Source organism: Pseudomonas sp. LBUM1651, assembly GCF_059716135.1.
On sequence record NZ_CP166805.1, the window covers coordinates 4,077,706 to 4,099,286 of the forward strand.

Genomic DNA, 21,581 nt, shown 5'->3' on the forward strand with positions numbered 1-21,581 from the left:
ACGCTATCTTTATTGCATCAAAGCTCGAAGCGCAGCTCTGGCCAGATCGGCGAAGTACCGCGTTTCTGCGACTCCAGGATCGCCCGGCACAGCGAGCAAAGGCGCTGGTCCTGGAAAACGCGGCGGTCGACGCTCGACCAGCGCGGCTGCGCCGGAAGCAGGCTGCCGCACAGGGTTCGATCGGCCGAGCCACCCAGTTCCAGCTGACGGGTCACCAGATGTACCCGCACTTCCTGGCAGGCGAACAGATCCAGCTGTTCGTCAGGCTCGATCAGTTGGTAGGCAAAAAGTGACCAGGCGGGACGCGGCATCGGGGGCTCCAAATCGGGGGCGCCACCTTAGCCGAAACGCCGCCGCTAGAAAAGCGTCAAAGCAACGGCTTCAGTGTCGGCCAGACATTTTCCAGCAACTTGTCCTGAGCCCCCGCAGCGGGGTGCAAGCCGTCGGCCTGCATCAGGTCTGGATGACCGCCCACGCCGTCGAGAAAAAACGGCACCAGCGGAATTTTTTTCTCGGTGGCGACGTTGCTGTACACCTCGGCGAAAGCCTTGGTGTAACGCGCGCCGTAGTTGGGTGGCAGTTGCATGCCGAGCAGCAGCACCTTCGCCCCACTGGCGCGGGAGCTGTCGATCATCGCTGCAAGGTTTTGTTGCAATTGCGTTGGCAGCAATCCGCGTAGCCCGTCATTGCCTCCCAATTCGAGGATCACCAGCTCAGGCTTATGCTCTGCAAGCAGCGCAGGCAGGCGCGCCTGGCCTCCGGCGCTGGTGTCGCCGCTGATGGATGCGTTGACCACCTTATCGTCGAAACCTTCGCGCTTGAGCCGTTGCTCAAGCAACGAGACCCACCCAACGCGGGTATCCAGTCCGAAACCGGCGCTGATACTATCGCCAACGATCAGGACTGTACCCGCCGCTGCGTTCTGGGCCATGCACATCAGGGCCAGGCCAGCACTCAAAAACCACACACGCATCGGATTCTCCATGGGCGCAAGCATTCTCACCGCGAAGAACCTCAGCAAAGTGGTTCCCAGCGCGGAAGGTGAACTGACTATCCTGCACGAACTCAGCCTGGAACTGAACAAGGGCGACAGCCTGGCCATCGTTGGCGCGTCCGGTTCCGGCAAATCCACCCTCCTCGGTCTGCTCGCCGGCCTCGACCTGCCGAGCAGCGGCGAAGTCACCCTCGCCGGCCAGGGCCTGAGCAATCTCGATGAAGATCAACGCGCGCGAATTCGCGCCGAACACGTCGGTTTTGTCTTTCAATCATTTCAGTTGCTCGACAGTCTCAACGCCCTGGAAAACGTCATGCTGCCGCTGGAACTTGATGGCCGCAAAGACGCCCGCGAGCGTGCCACCGAACTGCTGCGAAGGGTCGGCCTCGGCCAGCGCCTGACCCACTCGCCACGCCAGCTCTCCGGTGGCGAACAGCAGCGCGTGGCGATTGCCCGTGCGTTTGCCGCCGAGCCCGACGTGTTGTTCGCCGACGAACCCACCGGCAACCTCGACAGCCACACCGGCGAGCGCATCAGCGACTTGCTGTTCGACTTGAACAAAGAGCGCGGCACGACGCTGGTGCTGGTGACCCACGATGAACGCCTGGCCCATCGCTGCCGGCGCCTGATCCGACTTGAAGCCGGCCTGCTGGTCGCCCCTCTGGAGCCCTGATGGCACGCCTGCCGCTGTTGCGCCTGTTCAGTCTCGCCATCCGCCAACTGCTGCGCGATGCTCGCGCCGGCGAGTTGCGGGTGTTGTTCTTCGCCTTGCTGGTGGCGGTGGCGGCGAGTACCGCCATCGGTTACTTCGGCGCCCGCCTGAATGGCGCCATGATGCTGCGCGCCACCGAATTCCTTGGCGCCGATCTGCTGCTTGAGGGCAGTTCACCGGCGCGACCCGAACAGATCAAAAGTGGTACGGAGTTGGGCCTTGAACATGCACAGGTGGTGGAGTTCTCCAGCGTCATCGCCACCGACAACGGCATTCAGCTGTCCAGTATCAAAGCCGCCGACGATGTCTATCCCCTGCGCGGCGAACTGAAAAGCGCCCCCGCGCCCTTCGCTCCGGAAGAGCTCGGGGGAGGACCGAAACCCGGTGAGGCCTGGGTCGAGGCACGACTGCTGACCGCACTGGACCTGAAGATCGGCGACAGCATCGACGTCGGCATGCGCACTCTGAAACTCGCGCGAGTGCTGACTTACGAACCGGATCGCGCCGGCAATTTCTACAGCCTGACGCCGCGCGTGCTGATCAACCTCAGCGACCTCGCCGCCACCGGCGTGGTGCAACCCGGCAGCCGCGTCAGTTACCGCGAACTCTGGCGCGGCAACGCCGAAGCGCTGGAAACCTATCGCCAACTGATCAAACCCGGCCTCGCCGCCAACCAGCGCATCCAGGATGCCCGCGATGGCAACCGGCAGATTGGTGGCGCTCTGGGCAAGGCCGAACGTTACTTGAACATGGCGAGTCTGGTGGCGGTCCTGTTGTCCGGAGTCGCGGTGGCGCTGTCGGCGACGCGTTTCGCCACCCGTCGCTTCGATGCCAGCGCGTTGTTGCGCTGCCTGGGGTTATCCCGTCGGGAAACCATGGTCCTGTTCAGTTTGCAGCTGACGGTACTTGGACTGTTGGCCAGCATCAGCGGCGCGTTGATTGGCTTGCTGGCTCAGCTCGGCCTGTTCGCGCTGCTGCATGATTTGTTGCCAACCGACGTTCCACCAGGGGGCCTGTTTCCGGCCATCGCCGGGATCGGCACCGGGTTGGTGGCGCTGGCCGGTTTTGCCTTGCCGCCCCTCGCGGCGCTGGGCCGGGTTCCGCCATTGCGGGTTTTGCGCCGTGACATGCTGCCGATTCCTTCCAGCACCTGGATGGTCTACGGCGCGGCATTGGGCGCTCTCGGGCTGATCATGTGGCGCCTGAGCCTGGACCTGTTGCTGACCTTCGCCCTGCTCGGCGGTGGCGTGATTGCGGCGCTGATGTTGGGTGGCTTGCTGTTGCTGCTTCTGAAAAGCCTGCGCCGGATGCTCGCGCGCGCTGCGTTGCCGTGGCGTCTCGGGTTGGGTCAATTGCTGCGTCATCCACTGGCGGCGGCAGGCCAATCGCTGGCCTTCGGTTTGATTCTGCTGTCCATGGCGTTGATCGCCTTGCTGCGCGGTGAGTTGCTCGACACCTGGCAAAACCAGTTGCCGAAAAATGCGCCGAACTATTTCGCGCTGAACATCCTGCCGGCAGACAAACAGGCCTTCACCGATCGCCTGATCGAACTGTCGGCGCAATCGGCGCCGCTGTACCCGGTGGTGCCGGGACGGTTGATCAGCATCAACGGCGAGCCGGTGCAGGAGATCGTCAGCAAGGATTCGGCCGGAGATCGGGCGATCCAGCGCGACCTGAGCCTGACCTGGGCGGCGGACCTGCCAGCGGGCAACAAGCTCACGGCGGGAAACTGGTGGAGCGAACAGCCAGCGGATGACATTCCCGGCGTGTCGGTAGAAGGCAAAGTCGCCGAAAGCCTGAAGCTCAAGCTGGGCGATCACATGGTGTTTACCGTCGGCGGGGTCAATCGCGAAGCGAAAGTCACCAGCCTGCGGGAGATCAACTGGGACAACTTCCAGCCGAACTTCTTCATGATCTTCCAACCAGGGACATTGAAGGATTTACCGGCGACTTACCTGACCAGCTTCTATCTGGCGGCTGGTCATGATCAGCAGATTGTCGACCTGTCCCGCGCCTTTCCGGCGGTGACCATCCTGCAAGTCGAAGCCTTGCTGGAGCAACTGCGCAGCATCCTCGCCCAGGTCACCCTGGCGGTGGAATATGTGCTGTTGTTCGTGCTGGCGGCGGGGATGGCAGTGTTGTTCTCGGGTCTGCAAGCGACGCTGGATGAACGCATCCGTCAAGGCGCATTGTTGCGAGCGCTGGGGGCCGAGCGACAATTGCTGGTCAAGGCCCGGCGAATCGAGTTCGGCCTGCTCGGCGCGGTCAGCGGATTGCTGGCAGCGCTGGGTTCGGAACTGGTGAGCATGGTGCTGTACCGTTACGCGTTCGATCTGCCATGGCACCCGCATCCATGGCTGTTGGTACTGCCATTGATCGGCGCTGCGCTGATCGGCGGTGCCGGTGTGTTCGGCACCCGTCGGGCCTTGAACGCCAGCCCCCTGACAGTGTTGCGCGAGGGTTGATAGACTCAAGCCTTCTCCATCACAAGAAGTTGCCATGAGCCGTTATCGCCCTCCCCGCACCGCTGGCACCGCGCTGATCACCCCTGAAGGTGAAGCGCGGATGCGGGCCGAGTTTCATGAGCTCTGGCATGTGCGCCGACCGCAAGTCACGCAATCGGTCAGCGAGGCCGCGGCGCAAGGTGATCGCTCCGAAAATGCCGAATACACCTACGGTAAAAAGATGCTGCGTGAGATCGACAGCCGCGTGCGTTTTCTGACCAAACGCCTGGAAGCGCTCAAGGTCGTCAGCGAAAAGCCGAGCGATCCGAACAAGGTCTATTTCGGCGCGTGGGTCACGATAGAGGACGAGGACGGCAAGGAGTCGCGTTACCGCATCGTCGGCCCGGATGAACTGGACTTGAAACTGGGCCTGATCAGTATCGACTCACCGTTGGCACGCGCCCTGATCGGCAAGGCGCTGGACGCCGAAGTTCGGGTGCAGACGCCTACCGGCGAGCAGTGCGTGTATATCGTGGCGATTGAATACCCCTAGGCCTCAGCGGCGGGTGATCAACCCTTGTCTGGCCACGCGGGTCAGTTGTTTGATCACTTCAGGCGCGTCTTCGAGGCTGGGTGACTGAATCACCGCCAGATCGAAACTGTCGCTGGCAAAGCGAGCCAGCGACTCACCGTCTTCGACAAACTGGATCAGGAACGCTGCCGGCCCGCCGGTACGACGTGGCCAGCCATCCAGATAACGCAAGAGCGTCGGCTGATGTTTGCCGCCAAGCAGGATTTTTGGATTGCGCTGGGTGAGATGTGCCGTAATCGGCGCGGGGCGTACAACGGGGTTTAGTGCATTCATCGTGTCGTGTCTCTGCCTCAAAAGTCTGCATGGCAGGTGAGAGGCAACACCGAACCAGCGCTTTAGCGGTATTTCGAAGCCTGTTTCAAGCTTCTGTCGGCAACTGAATGAGTCACCTGGCGCCCCGCAAGTAGCTGTTTAAATCGGCGCATGAGCAGCATCCTAGAGAAGCTGACTGGACAGTGTCAAGAATGACGCATGTCTAGTCCTGAAATTGGTTTACACCGCATTTCATTTTGTAGGAGCGAGCTTGCTCGCGAATAACCCAAGGTCGCCACGGGGCATCTGGTTTTACGCATTATCGTTCACGACCATCGCGAGCAAGCTCGCTCCTACAGTGTTTTCACAACAAAAAAGGCCCGCGCAATGCGGGCCTTTTCGTTGAGCCAGAGCGGTCAGCCAGCGATGGCGCGGTCGGCCGACAGTTTGCCGGCGCCTTCGATCAGCACGGCGATGCTGCCACCCAGCAGTGCCAGGGCGAATTCATAACCGTTGTTGGCCATGAACAAACCGTGAGGGAGGTGCACAGAGAAGATCGCCACCAGCGAGAGGATGGTCAGGCCGAGGGCCGCCGGACGGACCAGCAAGCCGATGATCAAGGCAAGACCGCCGAAGAACTCGGTACCGCCCGCCAGCGTCGCCATCAGGTAGCCCGGTGCCAGACCGATGCTCTCCATGTACTGCGCGGTGCCGGCCAGACCGTAACCACCGAACGCCCCGAAGAGTTTCTGCGCGCCGTGGGCAGCGAAGATGATGCCGACGAAGATCCGCAGAATAGTCAGGCCGTAGCCGGCGCGAGTAAACAGTACCTTGTTGATCAGTGTGCTCATGCTGTGTCATCCATTCTGGAGTTATGTGTGTTGGTTGGCCGCTATATTAATCAGTAAATCGAATGTTAAAAGCGCAATTTTCCGCCATAACAATCAGTTTAGCCGATCATTTGCGTGAGGCCACTTTCTGCCCTTGGGGCTCCAACGACTCCCGCTCCCGATCGAACGCCAAGTAATACTTGTTGACGCTATTAACATAGCTGACGGGGCCCATTCCCACCTGTTCCATGGCGATGCGTTCGACCTGGAAGAACCACTGATTAGGATTCAAACCCCGCCGACGAGCTTCGGCACGCATGCCCTGTACCCGCTCCGGCCCGATGTTGTAAGCCGCCAGCACGAACGCCATGCGCTCACGCTCGTTGAGTTTGGGGCTGGCAAAAAACTTGCGGCGGATCATCGCCAGGTACTTGGCTCCGGCCTGCACGTTGGCGTCGAGGTCCTGAATATTATTGACCCCCACGCGCTGGGCTGCGGACGGGGTGATCTGCATCAAGCCAGTGGGGCCGCTACCGCTGCGGGCATGGGGCTGCAGGGCAGATTCCTTGAACGCCAGTGCCGCCAGGTTCAGCCAGTCCATGTCTTGGGCAGCAGCGTGCTTTTGCAGCACCGGTCGAAGTTTTTCCAGGCGCAGGCGATCAGCCTTGGCCAACGGATAGTGCACTTGATACAGACGCCGATAGATCCGCAGGAACGCCGCGTCCTGATCCGAGGGCTTTTTGTACCCGATCAGGAAACGATCGATGCTCGCCCGCAGCATTGAGGCATCACGACGCACAAACCAGAACTCTTCTCCCGGCTCGCTGATCAGCACCTGCCGATCGAAGCGCAGCTTGGGCAAGATCTTGCCCCAGCGCTCGGCAATCGGTTGCTCGACGATAGTCAGGTGAAAGATGCCGCCCTGAACCATCTCCAGCACGTCTTCGACCGCCAGGCTCGGATCGACCCACTCGATCTTCACCGGCGCCAGTTTGTGCAGGGCAAGTTTTTGATTGATCTGACTGATCGCTTCCCCGGCGGCACTGCCGGTGGGCAATGCCAGGGTTTTACCGGAGAGTTGTTCAACGTGGGTGTAGCGTTTCTCGCCTTTGATCCCGACCAGCACCAGCGGGATGTTGCTGGCAATAGGCTCACTGGTGCTGACGGCGTAACCCGGTTGCAGATCGAGCAATTCCCCCGGCGCAACCAGATCGCCCTCCCCGCGCTGTAATGCGCCGAGCAGTTGATCCTTGGCTTTGGGGATGATCTTTAGGGTGACTTCCTGACCGTCGCGTGCGTAACCATTGAGGTATTGCTCGAAAGCGCGCAAACGATGGTATTCAACGCCAATGGCCTGGCCCTGGACTTCGCCGGAGCTGTTGCGGCTCTGGTTGACCAACACCTTCAGCACACGGCTGCTGCGGATTTCCTGCAGATCGCGCACCTTGGCCGCCGGCACGGCTTGCAGTGGGCCGGCCAGACGCGCAACCGCCGGCATCGGCAGCAGCAACGAACCACACAGCAGTAACAAAATCGAGGGACGTGTCATCCACTCTCCGGAAAGAATACTGGGCCGATTTCAACCATTTTCATGAAACCGGACGACAGAAACAGAGCGCCTTGAGCGCTGGCAAAGTGCGAAAGACTGGCACAGTGATGGCACGCTGACCACCACGGCTTGCCTCGCGGCATCAAAAGACAGCTTTAACTCGTTGTAGTTCTTGGCTTTTCTTATAAATCTACAGCTCTGATATGCTTTCCGGCCTTTGGTCCGAGGTAGCACCATGCAACTCATCGATATCGGCGTCAACCTGACCAACCCCAGTTTTGCCGACAAGCACCAGGCTGTACTCGACCGTGCGTATGCCGCCGGGGTCTGCCAATTGGTGCTCACCGGCACCAGTGTCGAGGGCAGTGAACAGGCGCTGGAACTGTGCCAGCAATTGGATGACACGGCTCAACGGCTGTTCGCCACCGCCGGCATTCACCCGCATGCGGCCAGCGACTGGAACGCCGACAGCGCCCAGCGTCTGCGCAGTTTGCTCAAAGAGCCGAACGTGGTGGCCGTGGGTGAATGCGGCCTGGATTTCAATCGCGATTTCTCTCCACGTCCGCAACAGGAAAAAGTCCTCGAAGAGCACCTGGCGATGGCGGTCGAACTGCAACTGCCGGTGTTTCTCCATGAGCGAGACGCCAGTCAGCGCTTGCTGGAAATCCTCCGCGATTACCGCGACCAATTGCCGGCCGCCGTGGTGCATTGCTTCACCGGCGAGAAGAAAGCGCTGTTCAGCTACCTCGACCTGGACTTGCACATCGGCATCACCGGCTGGATCTGCGACGAGCGTCGCGGCACGCATCTGCAACCGTTGGTGAAAGAAATCAAGCGCGGGCGGTTGATGCTGGAGAGTGATGCGCCGTATCTGCTGCCGCGCAGCTTGCGGCCCAAGCCTAAGAATGGTCGCAACGAACCTGCGTATCTGATCGAAGTGTTGCGGGAAGTGGCGTTGCATCGCGGGGAAAGCGAGGAAGAACTGGCGGCTCACAGCACCGCATGTGCACGAGCCTTTTTCGGGCTGCCAATACTCGACTGAGGTCTTGATCATTGTAGGAGCGAGCTTGCTCGCGATGGTCTAAAGAGCACCACGTTTATCCAGCAAGCACGCGTTATCGTTAGCGACCATCGCGAGCAAGCTCGCTCCTACAATTAATGGCTGCGCATCATTTCCTTTGGTACGTACTTGCCGATTTCGAACTTGCCGATCGCCGCGCGGTGCACTTCGTCCGGGCCGTCGGCCAGACGCAGGGTGCGCTGCATCGCATACATGTAGGCCAGCGGGAAATCATTGGAAACCCCTGCCCCGCCATGGATCTGGATCGCCCGGTCGATGACGCGTAGCGCCACGTTCGGTGCGACCACCTTGATCTGCGCGATTTCGCTCTTCGCCACTTTGTTGCCGACGGTGTCCATCATGTACGCCGCTTTCAAGGTCAGCAGGCGCGCCATGTCGATTTCCATCCGCGAGTCGGCGATTTTGTCGATGTTGCCGCCCAGGCGCGCCAACGGTTTGCCGAACGCGGTGCGGTTCACCGAGCGTTTGCACATCAGTTCCAGCGCACGCTCGGCCATGCCGATCGAACGCATGCAGTGGTGAATCCGGCCCGGGCCAAGGCGACCCTGAGCGATTTCGAAGCCGCGTCCTTCACCCAACAGAACGTTTTCGTACGGCACCCGGACATTTTCGAACAGCACTTCGGCGTGGCCGTGTGGCGCGTCGTCGTAACCGAACACCGGCAGCGGACGGACGATCTTCACGCCAGGGGTATCCACCGGCACCAGAATCATCGAATGCTGGGCGTGGCGCGGCGCGTCGGGATTGCTCAGGCCCATGAAGATCAGAATCTTGCAGCGTGGATCGCAGGCACCCGAGGTCCACCATTTCTTGCCGTTGATCACCCACTCGTCACCGTCACGCACGGCGCGGGCGGCCATGTTGGTGGCGTCGGAGGAAGCCACGTCCGGCTCGGTCATGGCGAACGCCGAGCGGATCTCACCGCGCAGCAGCGGTTCGAGCCAGCGTTGTTTCTGTTCTTCGTTGGCGTAACGCACCAACACTTCCATGTTGCCGGTGTCGGGTGCCGAGCAGTTGAACGGCTCGGGGCCCAGCAGCGAGCGGCCCATGATTTCTGCCAATGGCGCGTATTCGAGGTTGGTCAGGCCGGCGCCGAGTTCGGACTCAGGCAGAAACAAATTCCACAGGCCTTCGGCCTTGGCCTTGAGTTTGAGTTCTTCCATGATCGCAGTCGGCTGCCAGCGGTCACCCTCGGCAACCTGGCGCTCGAACACGGCTTCGGCGGGATAAACGTAGGTGTCCATGAACGCGGTCACGCGCTCACGCAGTTCTTGCACCTTGGGCGAATAAGCGAAATCCATGAGCAGCTACCTTCTTGAGGGAGGTTGTTTAGGTCATGCAATCGATGCTAGAACAGCTACGAAAATTTACCTAGCCTATTCTCGGCGTGTATTAACATTCATCACCGATATATGATCGGGTGATTGCCGAGGCCCCCGGCCTCATCAAAACGCCCCAACAATAAGAGTGCAGCGCAATGAATCTGAGCAAGGTCGACCTCAACCTTTTCATCGTCTTCGACGCGATCTACACCGAAGCCAACCTGACCCGCGCCGGGCAGATTGTCGGCATTACTCAGCCTGCGGTCTCAAACGCTCTGGCACGCTTGCGCGAGACCTTCAACGATCCGCTTTTCGTTCGCACCGCCCAGGGCATGGTGCCAACGCCGATGGCGCAAAACATCATCGGTCCGGTGCGCAATGCCCTCTCTCTGCTGCGGGTATCGGTACAGGAAAGCCGCATCTTCAATCCGCTGCAGGCGGTCAAGACGTACCGCATCAGCATGACCGACCTCACCGAAGCGGTGATCCTGCCGCCGCTGTTCCAGCGCCTGCGTCGCCTGGCGCCAACGGTGATCATCGAAAGCTTTCTGTCCAAGCGCCGCGAGACCACCAAGGAACTGGCGGCCGGGCGTCTCGACTTTGCGGTGGACGCACCGCTCAACACCGACCCGCAGGTGCGTCACGTCAAGTTGATGGAAGACCGCTACGTGTGTGCCATGCGCAAGGGCCATCCGCTGGCGGGCAAAGAGAAATTCACCCTCGATGATTACCTGTCGCTGACCCACATCCATATTTCCAGCCGCCGCAGCGGTCTCGGCCATGTAGACCTCGCGCTCGGTAAAATGGGCATCCAGCGCAAGATCGCCTTGCGTTCCCAGCATTACCTGATGGCGTCGCAGGTGTTGCAGCAGACCGACATGGTCATGACCGTTCCGGAACGCTTCGCCCGCCGCCATGATTTGTACTCGGTGAACCTGCCGGTCAACGATGTACCGCCGGTGGAAACCCACCTTTACTGGCACGAAAGCACCGACCAGGACCCAGCCAACCGCTGGATGCGCGAGCAGATGATCGAGCTGTGCCAGCAGGTGACGGCGCATGAGAAGAAGCTTGATAAGGTGTAGGACTTTGCACCGCGTTATCGTTCTTCGCGGGCAAGCCTCGCTCCTACAGGTTCAATGTCGTGCCAAATATCGTGGCAAACATAAATCCTGTAGGAGCGAGGTTTGCCCGCGAAGAGGCCAGTGACAACACCACAGAACCATACCCCTTGACGTAAACGTCAACCTGCCATTAGCTTAGCGCCATGACCTTTTTCGAGCGCTTCCATGAGCAGCCAGACCTACAGCATTTCCGACCTCGCCCGCGAACTCGACATCACCACGCGGGCCATTCGCTTTTATGAAGAGCAAGGCCTGCTCAGCCCCGAGCGCCGAGGCCAGGAACGCATCTATTCGCCCCGGGACAAAGTCAGCCTGAAGCTGATCCTGCGGGGCAAGCGCATTGGCTTCTCCCTGGCCGAATGCCGTGAGCTGATCGAACTTTACGACCCCACCGGCGGCAACCAGAAACAGCTGCAAACCATGCTCAACAAAATCGCCGAGCGCCGCGAGCAACTGGAGCAGCAGATGCTCGACATCGAACAGATGAAGCTGGAACTGGACACGGCGCAGGAGCGCTGCACTCAGGCGCTGGAACAGACGATGAAAAGCCAGCCGGTGGTGTAGGAGCCGAGCTTGCTCGCGATGGCGGAATATCATTCAGCATTAATTTTGAATGTGACGCCCTCATCGCGAGCAAGCTCGGCTCCTACAGGGTTCTATGAACATTCAGACAATCAGCACAGGTCAATTCCCATGACTCTTCCAACCCACGTACGCCTGGTCGAAGTCGGCCCCCGCGACGGTCTGCAAAACGAAGCCCAACCCATCAGCGTTGCCGACAAGGTGCGACTGGTCGACGCGCTGACCGCTGCCGGCCTCGGCTATATAGAAGTCGGCAGTTTCGTCTCGCCCAAATGGGTGCCGCAGATGGCCGGGTCCGCCGACGTCTTCGCGCAGATCAAGCGCAAACCGGGCGTGACCTACGGCGCCCTCGCCCCTAACCTGCGCGGGTTCGAAGATGCGATCGCCGCCGGGGTCAAGGAAGTTGCGGTGTTCGCCGCGGCCTCCGAAGCCTTCTCCCAGCGCAACATCAACTGCTCGATCAGCGAAAGCCTGGAGCGCTTCGCGCCGATCATGGAGGCAGCCAAACTGCACGGTGTCAGCGTGCGCGGTTATGTGTCGTGTGTGCTGGGTTGCCCGTACGAAGGTCACGTCGCACCGGAACAGGTCGCCCGGGTCGCCCGCGAGCTCTACGCCATGGGCTGCTACGAAATCTCGCTGGGCGACACCATCGGCACCGGCACGGCAGGCGCGACGCGCAAGATGTTCGACGTGGTGTCCGCCGACGTACCGCGGGAAAAACTCGCCGGGCACTTCCACGATACCTACGGCCAGGCCATGGCCAATATCTACGCCAGCCTGCTCGAAGGCATCGCGGTGTTCGACAGCTCCATCGCCGGCCTCGGCGGCTGCCCGTACGCCAAGGGCGCCAGCGGTAACGTCGCCACTGAAGACGTGGTTTATCTGCTGAATGGTTTGGGCATCGACACCGGTATCGACCTGGACGCCTTGATTCTGGCCGGCCAGCAGATTTGTACCGTGCTGGGCCGTCCGACCGGTTCGCGCGTGGCCAAGGCTCGCAGCGCACAGTGAATGTGTCCCGGTGTTACCGCCCTCTTTGAAATGTGGGGCTCAACCGAGTAACACGGAAACAAGTTGTCGGGTTTTGACTGACCGAAAAATACTAGGAAAACTCAAGCTGTTGATTTTAAAGGTTTTTTAAAAGTTGGCACGGCTTCTGCTATCTCTATGGCATAACAAGAATAAAAAGCAGCAAACCAATAAAAATAAGACGAAACGACTCTGACATAACAAGAACAACACGGCAGAGACGCAGCTAACAGATTTTTTTGGAGAAGGTGTGCTTTTCAGGGTGCTTTTCGGAGTAACCCGCAACCGGGCAGAGAACAATAAAACTACCTTCAGGTAGCTCCCGAACTGGTTGGATCGCTTAGCGAAAAAGTAGATCAGCGCTCAAAAAAATACGTTTGCTCTTGATCCCGGATGGGGATCGATAAAAACAGCGGTAAAGGGTCACGGTTGCCAAAAACAAAAACAGACCGCCCCTCAATAATAAAAAAAGAGCACGCGCAACGAAAATTAAAGGGGAGCTTCGGCTCCCCTTTGTGCTTTCTGCGATTCAGGTTTTCACCACCGCCCCTGTGGGAGCCAGCCTGCTGGCGATTGCGGTGGTTCAGACAAATGAATGTTGACAGACACTCCGCTATCGCCAGCAGGCTGGCTCCCACAAGGGAGAATTTGTCAGACCTGCTTTTCGCGCAACTCCTCGATACTGATCTCCCGCATCCGGAATTTCTGGATCTTGCCGGTGACCGTCATCGGAAACTCTTCCACAAACTTGAAGTAACGCGGCGTCTTGAAGTGCGCGATGCGCTCCTTGCACCAGGCTTGCAACTCCTGCTCGGTGGCGCTGTGTCCCGGGTGGAACTTGATCCAGGCGACAATCTCTTCGCCATAGCGCGAACACGGAATGCCGATCACTTGCACGTCCGCCACCGCCGGGTGGGTAAAGAAGAACTCTTCCAGCTCCCGCGGGTAAATATTCTCACCGCCGCGGATGATCATGTCCTTGTTGCGTCCGGCAATGCACACGTAGCCTTCGTCGTTCATGCTCGCCAGGTCACCGGTATGCATCCAGCCGGCCTGGTCGATCGCTTCCGCGGTGCCTTCGGGGTTGTTCCAGTAACCGAGCATCACGCTGTAGCCGCGGGTGCAGAGTTCGCCAATGGTGCCGCGGGGCACCAGATTGCCCGCCTCGTCGATGATTTTGCTTTCAAGCTGCGGTTGGGTGCGACCGACCGTGGTGACGCGCAATTCCAGTTCGTCTGACGGACCGGTCTGCAAAGACACCGGACTTGTTTCCGTCATGCCGTAGGCAATCTGCACTTCGCTCATGTGCATTTCATTGATGACCCGACGCATCACTTCGATCGGGCAGGTCGCGCCGGCCATGATTCCGGTACGCAGGGTCGACAGGTCGAACTCGGCGCGCCGGGGTTGATCGAGCATCGCGATAAACATCGTCGGCACGCCATAGAGGGCGGTGGCTTTCTCTTCGGCGACAGTGGTCAGGGTCAGCAACGGATCGAACGCATCATTGGGGTAGATCATGGTGCTGCCGTGGGTGATGCAGCCGAGGTTGCCCATGACCATGCCGAAGCAGTGATACAGCGGCACCGGGATCACCAGCCGATCATGGGCGGTCAGGCCGAGGCTTTCGCCGACCATGTAACCGTTATTGAGGATGTTGTAGTGGCTGAGGGTCGCGCCCTTGGGGAAACCGGTGGTGCCAGAGGTGTACTGGATATTCACCGGTTGGTCGAAATGCAGGCTGTCCTGACGTTCGCGCAACTGTTCGGCGGACACGCTGGCCGCGAGATCGGCCAGTTGTGACCAGGGCAGGAAACCCGATGGCGGTTGCGCATCCAGACTGATGACCCCGCGCAGTTCAGGCAGGCGTTCACTCTGTAACTGTCCGATGGATTGCTCCGCCAGCTCAGGCACCAGCCCTTGCAACATGCCGTGATAGTTGGAAGTCTTGAAAGAGCCCGCGCAGACCAGCCATTGGCAACCCGACTGCTTCAACACGTATTCGAGTTCAGAGCTGCGATACGCCGGGTTGATGTTGACCAGAATCACGCCGATTTTCGCGCTGGCAAACTGGCTGATGCACCACTGCGCGCAATTCGGTGCCCAGATGCCGAGGCGATCTCCGGCCTGCAAACCCAGCGCCAGCAATGCCCTGGCGTGCAGGTCCACCGCGTCGGACAGTTGTTGCCAGGTGTAACGCAGCTGTTGATGGCGTACGACCAATGCCTCTCCAGCCGAGTGCTTCGCGACGGTGTTATCGAACGCCTGACCGATGGTCATCGCCAGCAAGGCTTTGTCCTGAGCACCACGGGTGTAGCTGCGCTGCGGGCTTGCACTGGGTTGATCCATGACGACCCCTATTGTCTTTATTGTAGGAGCGAGGCTTTGTGTGGCGAGGGAGCTTGTCGAATCGTCGCACCGTCCCGTTCGGCTGCGCAGCAGTCGTTAAATCATCGGCCAGAGTGCTTTCTGACACACCTGACTTGCCGATTTGCGACCGCTTCGCGCTCGAGCGGGAGCAAGCTCCCTCGCCACAGATTACGACGCTGGTCTTTTCAGAACGGCCTCTACTCTCGCTCAAGTTAACGTTAACGTAAAGGGTGATTGACAGCCATTCGTCACAGGCTTACGTTAACGTAAAGGTGAGAGCCCAATCACTGCCCTCCCCGCCCTACAAAAAAGCCAATAGGTGACCCATGAGCTACCCATCCCTGAACTTTGCCCTCGGTGAAACCATCGACATGCTGCGCGATCAGGTTCAGTCCTTCGTCGCCAAAGAGATCGCGCCGCGCGCCGCTCAGATCGACATCGACAACCTGTTCCCCGCCGACCTGTGGCGCAAATTCGGCGACATGGGCCTGCTCGGCGTTACCGTGCCGGAAGAGTACGGCGGTGCTGGCCTGGGTTACCTGGCCCACGTGGTGATCATGGAAGAAATCAGCCGTGGCTCCGCGTCGGTTGCCTTGTCCTACGGCGCGCACTCCAACCTCTGCGTCAACCAGATCAACCGCAATGGCAATCACGAACAAAAAAGCAAATACCTGCCGAAGCTGATCAGCGGCGAGCACATCGGCGCCCTGGCCATGAGCGAACCGAATGCCGGTTCCGACGTGGTGTCGATGAAACTGCGCGCCGACAAACGCGGTGATCACTACGTTCTGAACGGCAGCAAAACCTGGATCACCAACGGCCCCGACGCCAACACCTACGTGATCTACGCCAAGACCGACCTGGAAAAAGGCCCGCACGGTATCACCGCATTCATCGTCGAACGTGACTGGAAAGGCTTCAGTCGCAGCAACAAGTTCGACAAGCTCGGCATGCGCGGTTCGAACACCTGCGAGCTGTTCTTCGATGACGTCGAAGTGCCGGAAGAAAACATCCTCGGCGTACTCAACGGCGGCGTGAAAGTGCTGATGAGCGGCCTCGATTACGAGCGTGTTGTCCTCTCGGGCGGCCCGACCGGGATCATGCAGGCGTGCATGGACCTGATCGTGCCGTACATCCACGACCGCAAGCAGTTCGGCCAAAGCATCGGCGAATTCCAGCTGATCCAGGGCAAGGTCGCCGACATGTACACCCAACTCAACGCCAGCCGCGCCTACCTGTATGCCGTCGCTCAAGCCTGCGAACGCGGCGAGACCACGCGCAAGGACGCCGCCGGCGTGATCCTCTACAGCGCCGAGCGCGCCACGCAAATGGCCCTCGACGCGATCCAGATTCTTGGCGGCAACGGCTACATCAACGAATTCCCGGCCGGTCGTTTGCTGCGTGACGCCAAGCTGTACGAAATCGGCGCCGGCACCAGTGAGATCCGTCGCATGCTGATCGGTCGCGAACTGTTCAACGAAACCCGCTAAGACGGAGCTGTCCATGGCTATCCTGCATACCCAGCTCAACCCCCGTTCGGCGGAATTCGCGACCAACAGCGCGGCGATGCTCAAACAGGTCGACGCCCTGCACACCCTGCTCGCGCAAGTGCAGCAAGGTGGCGGCCCCAAGGCGCAAGAGCGCCACACCTCGCGGGGCAAATTGCTGCCCCGTGAGCGCATCAATCGCCTGCTCGATCCGGGTTCGCCGTTTCTTGAAATCAGCCAATTGGCGGCTTACGAGGTGTATGGCGAAGACGTTCCGGCTGCTGGCGTGATTGCCGGGATCGGCCGCGTGGAAGGCGTCGAGTGCATGATCGTGGCCAACGATGCCACCGTGAAAGGTGGCTCGTATTACCCGCTGACCGTGAAAAAGCACCTGCGCGCCCAGACCATCGCCCAGCAGAATCGCTTACCGTGCATTTATCTGGTGGATTCCGGCGGCGCCAACCTGCCGCGCCAGGATGAAGTGTTTCCAGACCGCGAGCACTTCGGGCGGATCTTCTTTAACCAGGCCAACATGAGCGCCATGGGCATTCCGCAGATCGCCGTGGTCATGGGCTCGTGCACCGCCGGTGGCGCTTATGTGCCGGCGATGGCCGACGAAGCGATCATGGTTCGCGAGCAAGCGACAATCTTCCTCGCCGGTCCGCCGTTGGTAAAAGCCGCGACCGGTGAAGTGGTCAGCGCCGAAGATCTGGGCGGCGCCGATGTGCACTGCAAGATTTCCGGTGTCGCCGACCACTACGCCGAGAGCGATGAACACGCCTTGGCCATTGCCCGACGCAGCATCGCCAACCTCAACTGGCGCAAGCTCGGTGAAGTCCAGCAACGCACGCCCATCGCCCCGCTCTACAACAGCGACGAGTTGTACGGCGTCGTGTCGGCGGACGCCAAGCAGCCGTTCGACGTACGCGAAGTGATTGCGCGACTGGTGGACGGTTCGGTGTTCGACGAATTCAAGGCACTGTTCGGGACTACGCTGGTGTGCGGTTTTGCCTACCTGCACGGTTACCCGATCGCCATCCTCGCCAACAACGGCATCCTGTTCGCTGAAGCGGCGCAGAAAGGCGCGCACTTCATCGAACTGGCCTGCCAGCGCGGCATCCCTCTGCTGTTCCTGCAAAACATCACCGGTTTCATGGTCGGCCAGAAATACGAGGCTGGCGGCATTGCCAAGCACGGCGCGAAACTGGTGACCGCCGTGGCGTGCGCAAAAGTGCCGAAATTCACCGTGATCATCGGCGGCAGTTTCGGCGCCGGTAACTATGGCATGTGCGGGCGGGCTTACGATCCGCGCTTCCTGTGGATGTGGCCTAACGCACGCATCGGCGTGATGGGTGCCGAGCAAGCGGCGGGCGTTTTGGTGCAGGTCAAACGCGAGCAGGCTGAGCGCAGTGGCCAGGGTTTCAGTGCCGAGCAGGAAGCCGAGATCAAGCAACCGATCCTCGATCAATACGAAGAACAGGGCCACCCTTACTACTCCAGCGCACGGCTGTGGGACGACGGTGTCATTGACCCGGCGCAGACCCGCGACGTGTTGGCCCTGGCCTTGTCCGCGTCGCTGAACGCGCCAATCGAACCGAGCCGCTTCGGCGTGTTCCGGATGTGATCCGATCCTGTAGGAGCATGGCTTGCCCGCGAAGCGATTTGTCAGTCACATCAATGTTGGATGTACCGACGCCTTCGCGGGCAAGCCTCGCTCCTACAAGTACCGTGGAGACGGACAATATGAGCGACTTCAACACCCTCGAGCTGCAGACTGACCCGCGGGGTTTCGCCACCCTGTGGCTCAACCGGGAAGAAAAGAACAACGCGTTCAACGCCGAAATGATCCGCGAACTGATCCTCGCGCTGGACAAGGTCTCGGGCGATACCAGCCTGCGCTTCCTGATAGTGCGTGGACGCGGCAAGCATTTCAGCGCCGGCGCCGACCTGGCCTGGATGCAGCAATCAGCCGAGCTCGACTACCACACCAATCTGGACGACGCCCGGGAACTGTCGGAGTTGATGTACAACCTCGCCAAGCTGAAAGTACCGACGCTGGCCGTGGTGCAAGGCGCGGCGTTCGGCGGCGCGCTGGGTCTGATCAGTTGCTGCGACATGGCCATCGGTGCCGATGACGCGCAATTCTGCCTGTCGGAAGTGCGCATCGGCCTGGCACCGGCGGTGATCAGTCCGTTCGTGGTGCAAGCGATCGGCGAACGCGCGGCGCGGCGCTATGCCCTGACCGCCGAGCGTTTCGGCGGACAGCGGGCGCGGGAAATCGGTTTATTGTCGGAAAGCTATCCGATCAATGAGCTGGAGCAGAAAGTCGAGCAATGGATCGACAACCTGCTGCTCAACAGCCCCGCGGCCATGCGCGTCAGCAAGGACTTGCTGCGTGAAGTCGGCAACGGTGCGCTGACGCCGGCGCTGCGCCGCTACACCGAAAATGCCATCGCGCGAATCCGCGTCAGCCCCGAAGGCCAGGAAGGCCTGCGCGCCTTTCTGCAAAAACGTCCGCCGAGCTGGCAGGCCGAAACCACCCCCAAGGAGCCGCGTTGATGAGCGCACCTGTTATCACCTCTCTGCTGGTGGCCAACCGTGGCGAAATCGCTTGCCGGGTGATGCGCACCGCCAAGGCGTTGGGCCTGACCACCGTCGCCGTGCACAGCGCCACCGACCGTGAAGCCCGGCACAGTCGCGAAGCGGACATCCGCGTCGACCTCGGCGGCAGCAAGGCCGCCGACAGTTACCTGCAAATCGACAAACTCATCGCTGCCGCCAAGGCCAGCGGCGCTCAGGCCATTCATCCGGGCTATGGCTTTCTGTCCGAGAACGCCGGGTTCGCCCGTGCGATCGAAGCGGCGGGCCTGATTTTCCTCGGCCCGCCCGCCTCGGCCATCGATGCGATGGGCAGCAAGTCCGCCGCCAAAGCCCTGATGGAAACCGCTGGCGTGCCACTGGTGCCGGGTTATCACGGCGAAGCTCAAGACCTCGACACCTTCCGCGACGCCTGCGAACGCATCGGCTATCCGGTGCTGCTCAAGGCGACGGCGGGCGGCGGCGGCAAAGGCATGAAAGTGGTCGAGGACGTCAGCCAACTGGCCGAAGCCCTGGCCTCGGCTCAGCGCGAGGCGCAATCCTCGTTCGGCGATTCACGGATGCTGGTCGAGAAATACCTGCTGAAGCCGCGCCACGTGGAAATCCAGATCTTCGCCGACCAGCATGGCAACTGCCTGTACCTCAACGAGCGGGATTGCTCGATTCAGCGTCGGCACCAGAAAGTCGTCGAGGAAGCACCGGCGCCGGGCCTGAGTCCGGAACTGCGTCGTGCCATGGGCGAAGCCGCCGTGCGTTCGGCGCAGGCCATCGGTTATGTCGGCGCCGGCACCGTGGAATTCTTGCTGGATGCGCGCGGCGAGTTCTTCTTCATGGAGATGAACACGCGCCTGCAAGTCGAACACCCGGTCACCGAAGCCATCACCGGCCTCGATCTGGTGGCCTGGCAGATTCGCGTGGCGCGCGGTGAAGCGCTGCCGATGACCCAGGACCAGGTGCCGTTGATCGGGCATGCGATTGAAGTGCGGCTGTATGCAGAAGATCCGGGCAATGATTTCCTGCCAGCCACCGGGCGTCTGGAGTTGTATCGAGAATCTGCCGAAGGTCCGGGGCGTCGGGTCGACAGCGGTGTGGAAGAAGGCGATGAGATTTCACCGTTCTACGACCCGATGCTCGGCAAGCTGATTGCCTGGGGTGAGGATCGTGAGCAGGCGCGCCTGCGCTTGTTGAGCATGCTCGATGAATTCGCGATTGGTGGGCTCAAGACCAACATCAACTTCCTGCGTCGAATCGTTGGTCACCCGGCGTTTGCGGCGGCCGAACTGGATACCGGGTTTATTCCGCGTTATCAGGAGCAACTGCTGCCGGAACCTTCAGAGCTCAGCGATGAATTCTGGCAAGCCGCGGCGCAGGCGTTTGCCCAGAGCCAGCCTCGTTCACCGCGCGTTGATGATCTGAGTTCGCCTTGGGCCAACAGCAACGGTTTTCGGGCCGGCCTGCCGACGGAAATTACCTTGCACCTGAGTTGTGAAGGTCAGGACCGCGCATTGACGTTGGGCGACCGCAATGCCCAAAGCGCCCAACTCAAAGGCGAGCAACTGCTGACCGAACACAGCGGCGTGCGCCGCCAGCATCGGGCAATCCGCCGCGACGGCATTGTGTATCTGCAATGGGAAGGTGAATTGCGCCGCATCGAGTCCTACGACCCGATCAGCGCCGTCGAAGCCAGTCACAGCCATCACGGCGGGCTGACCGCCCCCATGAACGGCAGCATCGTGCGGGTGCTGGTGGAAGCCGGGCAAACGGTCGAAGCCGGGGCGCAACTGGTGGTGCTGGAAGCGATGAAGATGGAGCACAGCATTCGCGCGCCACACGCCGGGGTGATCAAGGCGTTGTATTGCCAGGAAGGCGAAATGGTCAGCGAAGGCAGTGCGTTGGTCGAACTGGAAGAAGCCTGAAATGAAGATCGGTCCTACGCCTCGCGAGGACCGATCTGATCAGAACCTGGCCGTTGCCTGAACCACTACGCCGATGATTCGGCAGGCTTCAGTGAAAAGGGCTTTCGGATACGTCGGATTGAGCGGGACCAGGTAACGCTGCCCGCCCTCTTCGATCAGCTTGCGAAAGGTCGCCTCGGTGCTGTCCGGCCATTGGGCGATCACCAGCTTTCCGGGCTCCGGCACAATGGCCGGGTCCACCAGGATCATCATCCCCTCGGCGATACTGACGCCACTCGGTGCGGTCATTGCATCGCCCACCACACTCAACCAGAACGCCGCGCCCTGAGCGTGGTAATCGGTCAGTTCGAATCGCGCCTTGTCATACACCGTCGGCTCGCCGTCGCGCACCTCGCAGGATTCTCGCCAGTCGCTGACCGGGTAACGGAAGTACGGGTTGTACTTTCGCACCAGATCCTGGCTTTCCGCCTTCGACGTGTCCGGCTCGCGGATGACCAGCGCCACTTCGAGAAACTCCATGCCCAGTGCGTGTAACACCCGATTCATGTCATCGATGCCCGGCTGGCGACGTTTGTTCAGCCAATGGCCGATGCCGCCCTGGGACATTCCGAGGCGCTCGGCGAGTATCTCTTGAGTGACGTTGAGTTCACTCATCTTGGCCTTGACCAATTCAATCCATTTATCCATGTGCGGCACGAT

At 60.5% G+C, this 21,581-nt stretch carries 19 protein-coding genes; 11 read left to right on the forward strand and 8 right to left on the reverse strand.

What is annotated here, in order from left to right; all coding sequences use genetic code 11:
- Nucleotides 1-17: 17 nt before the first annotated feature.
- Both ACA066_RS19155 and ACA066_RS19160 read right to left on the reverse strand, forming a co-directional pair.
- Nucleotides 18-311, reverse strand: coding sequence for a hypothetical protein (locus ACA066_RS19155; RefSeq protein WP_003226812.1), 294 nt, complete (start codon nt 309-311; stop codon nt 18-20).
- A gap of 56 nt (nt 312-367) precedes the next feature.
- Complete coding sequence (locus ACA066_RS19160) at nt 368-973, reverse strand: arylesterase (RefSeq protein WP_497696197.1); 606 nt, start codon at nt 971-973, stop codon at nt 368-370.
- Nucleotides 974-983: 10 nt separating this feature from the next.
- Here ACA066_RS19160 and ACA066_RS19165 point away from each other — a divergent pair, with 10 nt between their 5' ends.
- From ACA066_RS19165 to greB, 3 genes are read left to right on the forward strand one after another with little or no spacing between them, the layout of a single operon-like run.
- On the forward strand, nt 984-1,667 hold the full coding sequence (locus tag ACA066_RS19165; RefSeq protein WP_497696198.1) for an ABC transporter ATP-binding protein: 684 nt from the start codon (nt 984-986) through the stop codon (nt 1,665-1,667).
- Nucleotides 1,667-4,171, forward strand: coding sequence for an ABC transporter permease (locus ACA066_RS19170; protein ID WP_497696199.1), 2,505 nt, complete (start codon nt 1,667-1,669; stop codon nt 4,169-4,171). The genes ACA066_RS19165 and ACA066_RS19170 overlap by 1 nt, the downstream gene beginning before the upstream one ends.
- Before the next feature lie 34 nt (nt 4,172-4,205).
- Complete coding sequence (greB, locus tag ACA066_RS19175) at nt 4,206-4,703, forward strand: transcription elongation factor GreB (RefSeq protein ID WP_017339816.1); 498 nt, start codon at nt 4,206-4,208, stop codon at nt 4,701-4,703.
- Nucleotides 4,704-4,706: 3 nt separating this feature from the next.
- Here the strand turns inward: greB and ACA066_RS19180 are convergent, their stop codons facing one another.
- The 3 genes from ACA066_RS19180 to ACA066_RS19190 all read right to left on the reverse strand — a co-directional run bounded on the left by ACA066_RS19180 (nt 4,707) and on the right by ACA066_RS19190 (nt 7,373).
- Complete coding sequence (locus tag ACA066_RS19180; protein WP_084319875.1) at nt 4,707-5,015, reverse strand: hypothetical protein; 309 nt, start codon at nt 5,013-5,015, stop codon at nt 4,707-4,709.
- A 395-nt stretch (nt 5,016-5,410) separates the two neighbouring features.
- Nucleotides 5,411-5,845: a DoxX family protein gene (locus ACA066_RS19185; protein ID WP_497696200.1), complete on the reverse strand. Its 435-nt coding sequence runs from the start codon at nt 5,843-5,845 to the stop codon at nt 5,411-5,413.
- A gap of 106 nt (nt 5,846-5,951) precedes the next feature.
- Nucleotides 5,952-7,373, reverse strand: coding sequence for an MltF family protein (locus tag ACA066_RS19190; RefSeq protein WP_497696201.1), 1,422 nt, complete (start codon nt 7,371-7,373; stop codon nt 5,952-5,954).
- Nucleotides 7,374-7,608: 235 nt separating this feature from the next.
- Between ACA066_RS19190 and ACA066_RS19195 the strand changes: the two genes are divergently transcribed.
- Nucleotides 7,609-8,415 (forward strand): TatD family hydrolase, encoded by an 807-nt coding sequence (locus ACA066_RS19195; RefSeq protein WP_497696202.1) that lies wholly within the window; start codon nt 7,609-7,611, stop codon nt 8,413-8,415.
- 113 nt (nt 8,416-8,528) lie between these two features.
- On the opposite strand, the gene ACA066_RS19200 is transcribed toward ACA066_RS19195, so the two are convergent.
- Nucleotides 8,529-9,755 (reverse strand): acyl-CoA dehydrogenase, encoded by a 1,227-nt coding sequence (locus ACA066_RS19200; protein ID WP_497696203.1) that lies wholly within the window; start codon nt 9,753-9,755, stop codon nt 8,529-8,531.
- A gap of 176 nt (nt 9,756-9,931) precedes the next feature.
- On the opposite strand from ACA066_RS19200, the gene ACA066_RS19205 reads away from it, so the two are divergent.
- From ACA066_RS19205 to ACA066_RS19215, 3 genes are all read left to right on the forward strand, one after another.
- Entirely contained in the window at nt 9,932-10,861 is a 930-nt protein-coding gene (locus ACA066_RS19205) for a LysR family transcriptional regulator (RefSeq protein ID WP_008148497.1), read from the forward strand.
- A 204-nt stretch (nt 10,862-11,065) separates the two neighbouring features.
- Entirely contained in the window at nt 11,066-11,464 is a 399-nt protein-coding gene (locus ACA066_RS19210) for a MerR family transcriptional regulator (protein ID WP_497696204.1), read from the forward strand.
- A gap of 129 nt (nt 11,465-11,593) precedes the next feature.
- Nucleotides 11,594-12,493, forward strand: a complete 900-nt coding sequence (locus tag ACA066_RS19215; protein WP_497696205.1) for a hydroxymethylglutaryl-CoA lyase — start codon at nt 11,594-11,596, stop codon at nt 12,491-12,493.
- Between the two features lie 669 nt (nt 12,494-13,162).
- Here ACA066_RS19215 and ACA066_RS19220 read toward each other — a convergent pair.
- On the reverse strand, nt 13,163-14,860 hold the full coding sequence (locus tag ACA066_RS19220) for an AMP-binding protein (protein WP_497696206.1): 1,698 nt from the start codon (nt 14,858-14,860) through the stop codon (nt 13,163-13,165).
- A 347-nt stretch (nt 14,861-15,207) separates the two neighbouring features.
- Here ACA066_RS19220 and ACA066_RS19225 point away from each other — a divergent pair, with 347 nt between their 5' ends.
- The 4 genes from ACA066_RS19225 to ACA066_RS19240 all read left to right on the forward strand — a co-directional run bounded on the left by ACA066_RS19225 (nt 15,208) and on the right by ACA066_RS19240 (nt 20,882).
- The gene (locus ACA066_RS19225; protein WP_017339825.1) at nt 15,208-16,371 is read left to right on the forward strand and encodes an isovaleryl-CoA dehydrogenase; all 1,164 of its coding nucleotides are present in this window, start codon (nt 15,208-15,210) and stop codon (nt 16,369-16,371) included.
- Between the two features lie 13 nt (nt 16,372-16,384).
- Complete coding sequence (locus tag ACA066_RS19230; protein ID WP_253429386.1) at nt 16,385-17,992, forward strand: carboxyl transferase domain-containing protein; 1,608 nt, start codon at nt 16,385-16,387, stop codon at nt 17,990-17,992.
- Between the two features lie 119 nt (nt 17,993-18,111).
- Nucleotides 18,112-18,927, forward strand: coding sequence for a gamma-carboxygeranoyl-CoA hydratase (locus ACA066_RS19235; protein WP_497696207.1), 816 nt, complete (start codon nt 18,112-18,114; stop codon nt 18,925-18,927).
- The gene (locus tag ACA066_RS19240) at nt 18,927-20,882 is read left to right on the forward strand and encodes an acetyl/propionyl/methylcrotonyl-CoA carboxylase subunit alpha (RefSeq protein WP_497696208.1); all 1,956 of its coding nucleotides are present in this window, start codon (nt 18,927-18,929) and stop codon (nt 20,880-20,882) included. The genes ACA066_RS19235 and ACA066_RS19240 overlap by 1 nt, the downstream gene beginning before the upstream one ends.
- Before the next feature lie 39 nt (nt 20,883-20,921).
- On the opposite strand, the gene ACA066_RS19245 is transcribed toward ACA066_RS19240, so the two are convergent.
- Entirely contained in the window at nt 20,922-21,569 is a 648-nt protein-coding gene (locus tag ACA066_RS19245; protein WP_497696209.1) for a LexA family protein, read from the reverse strand.
- Nucleotides 21,570-21,581 lie beyond the last annotated feature (12 nt).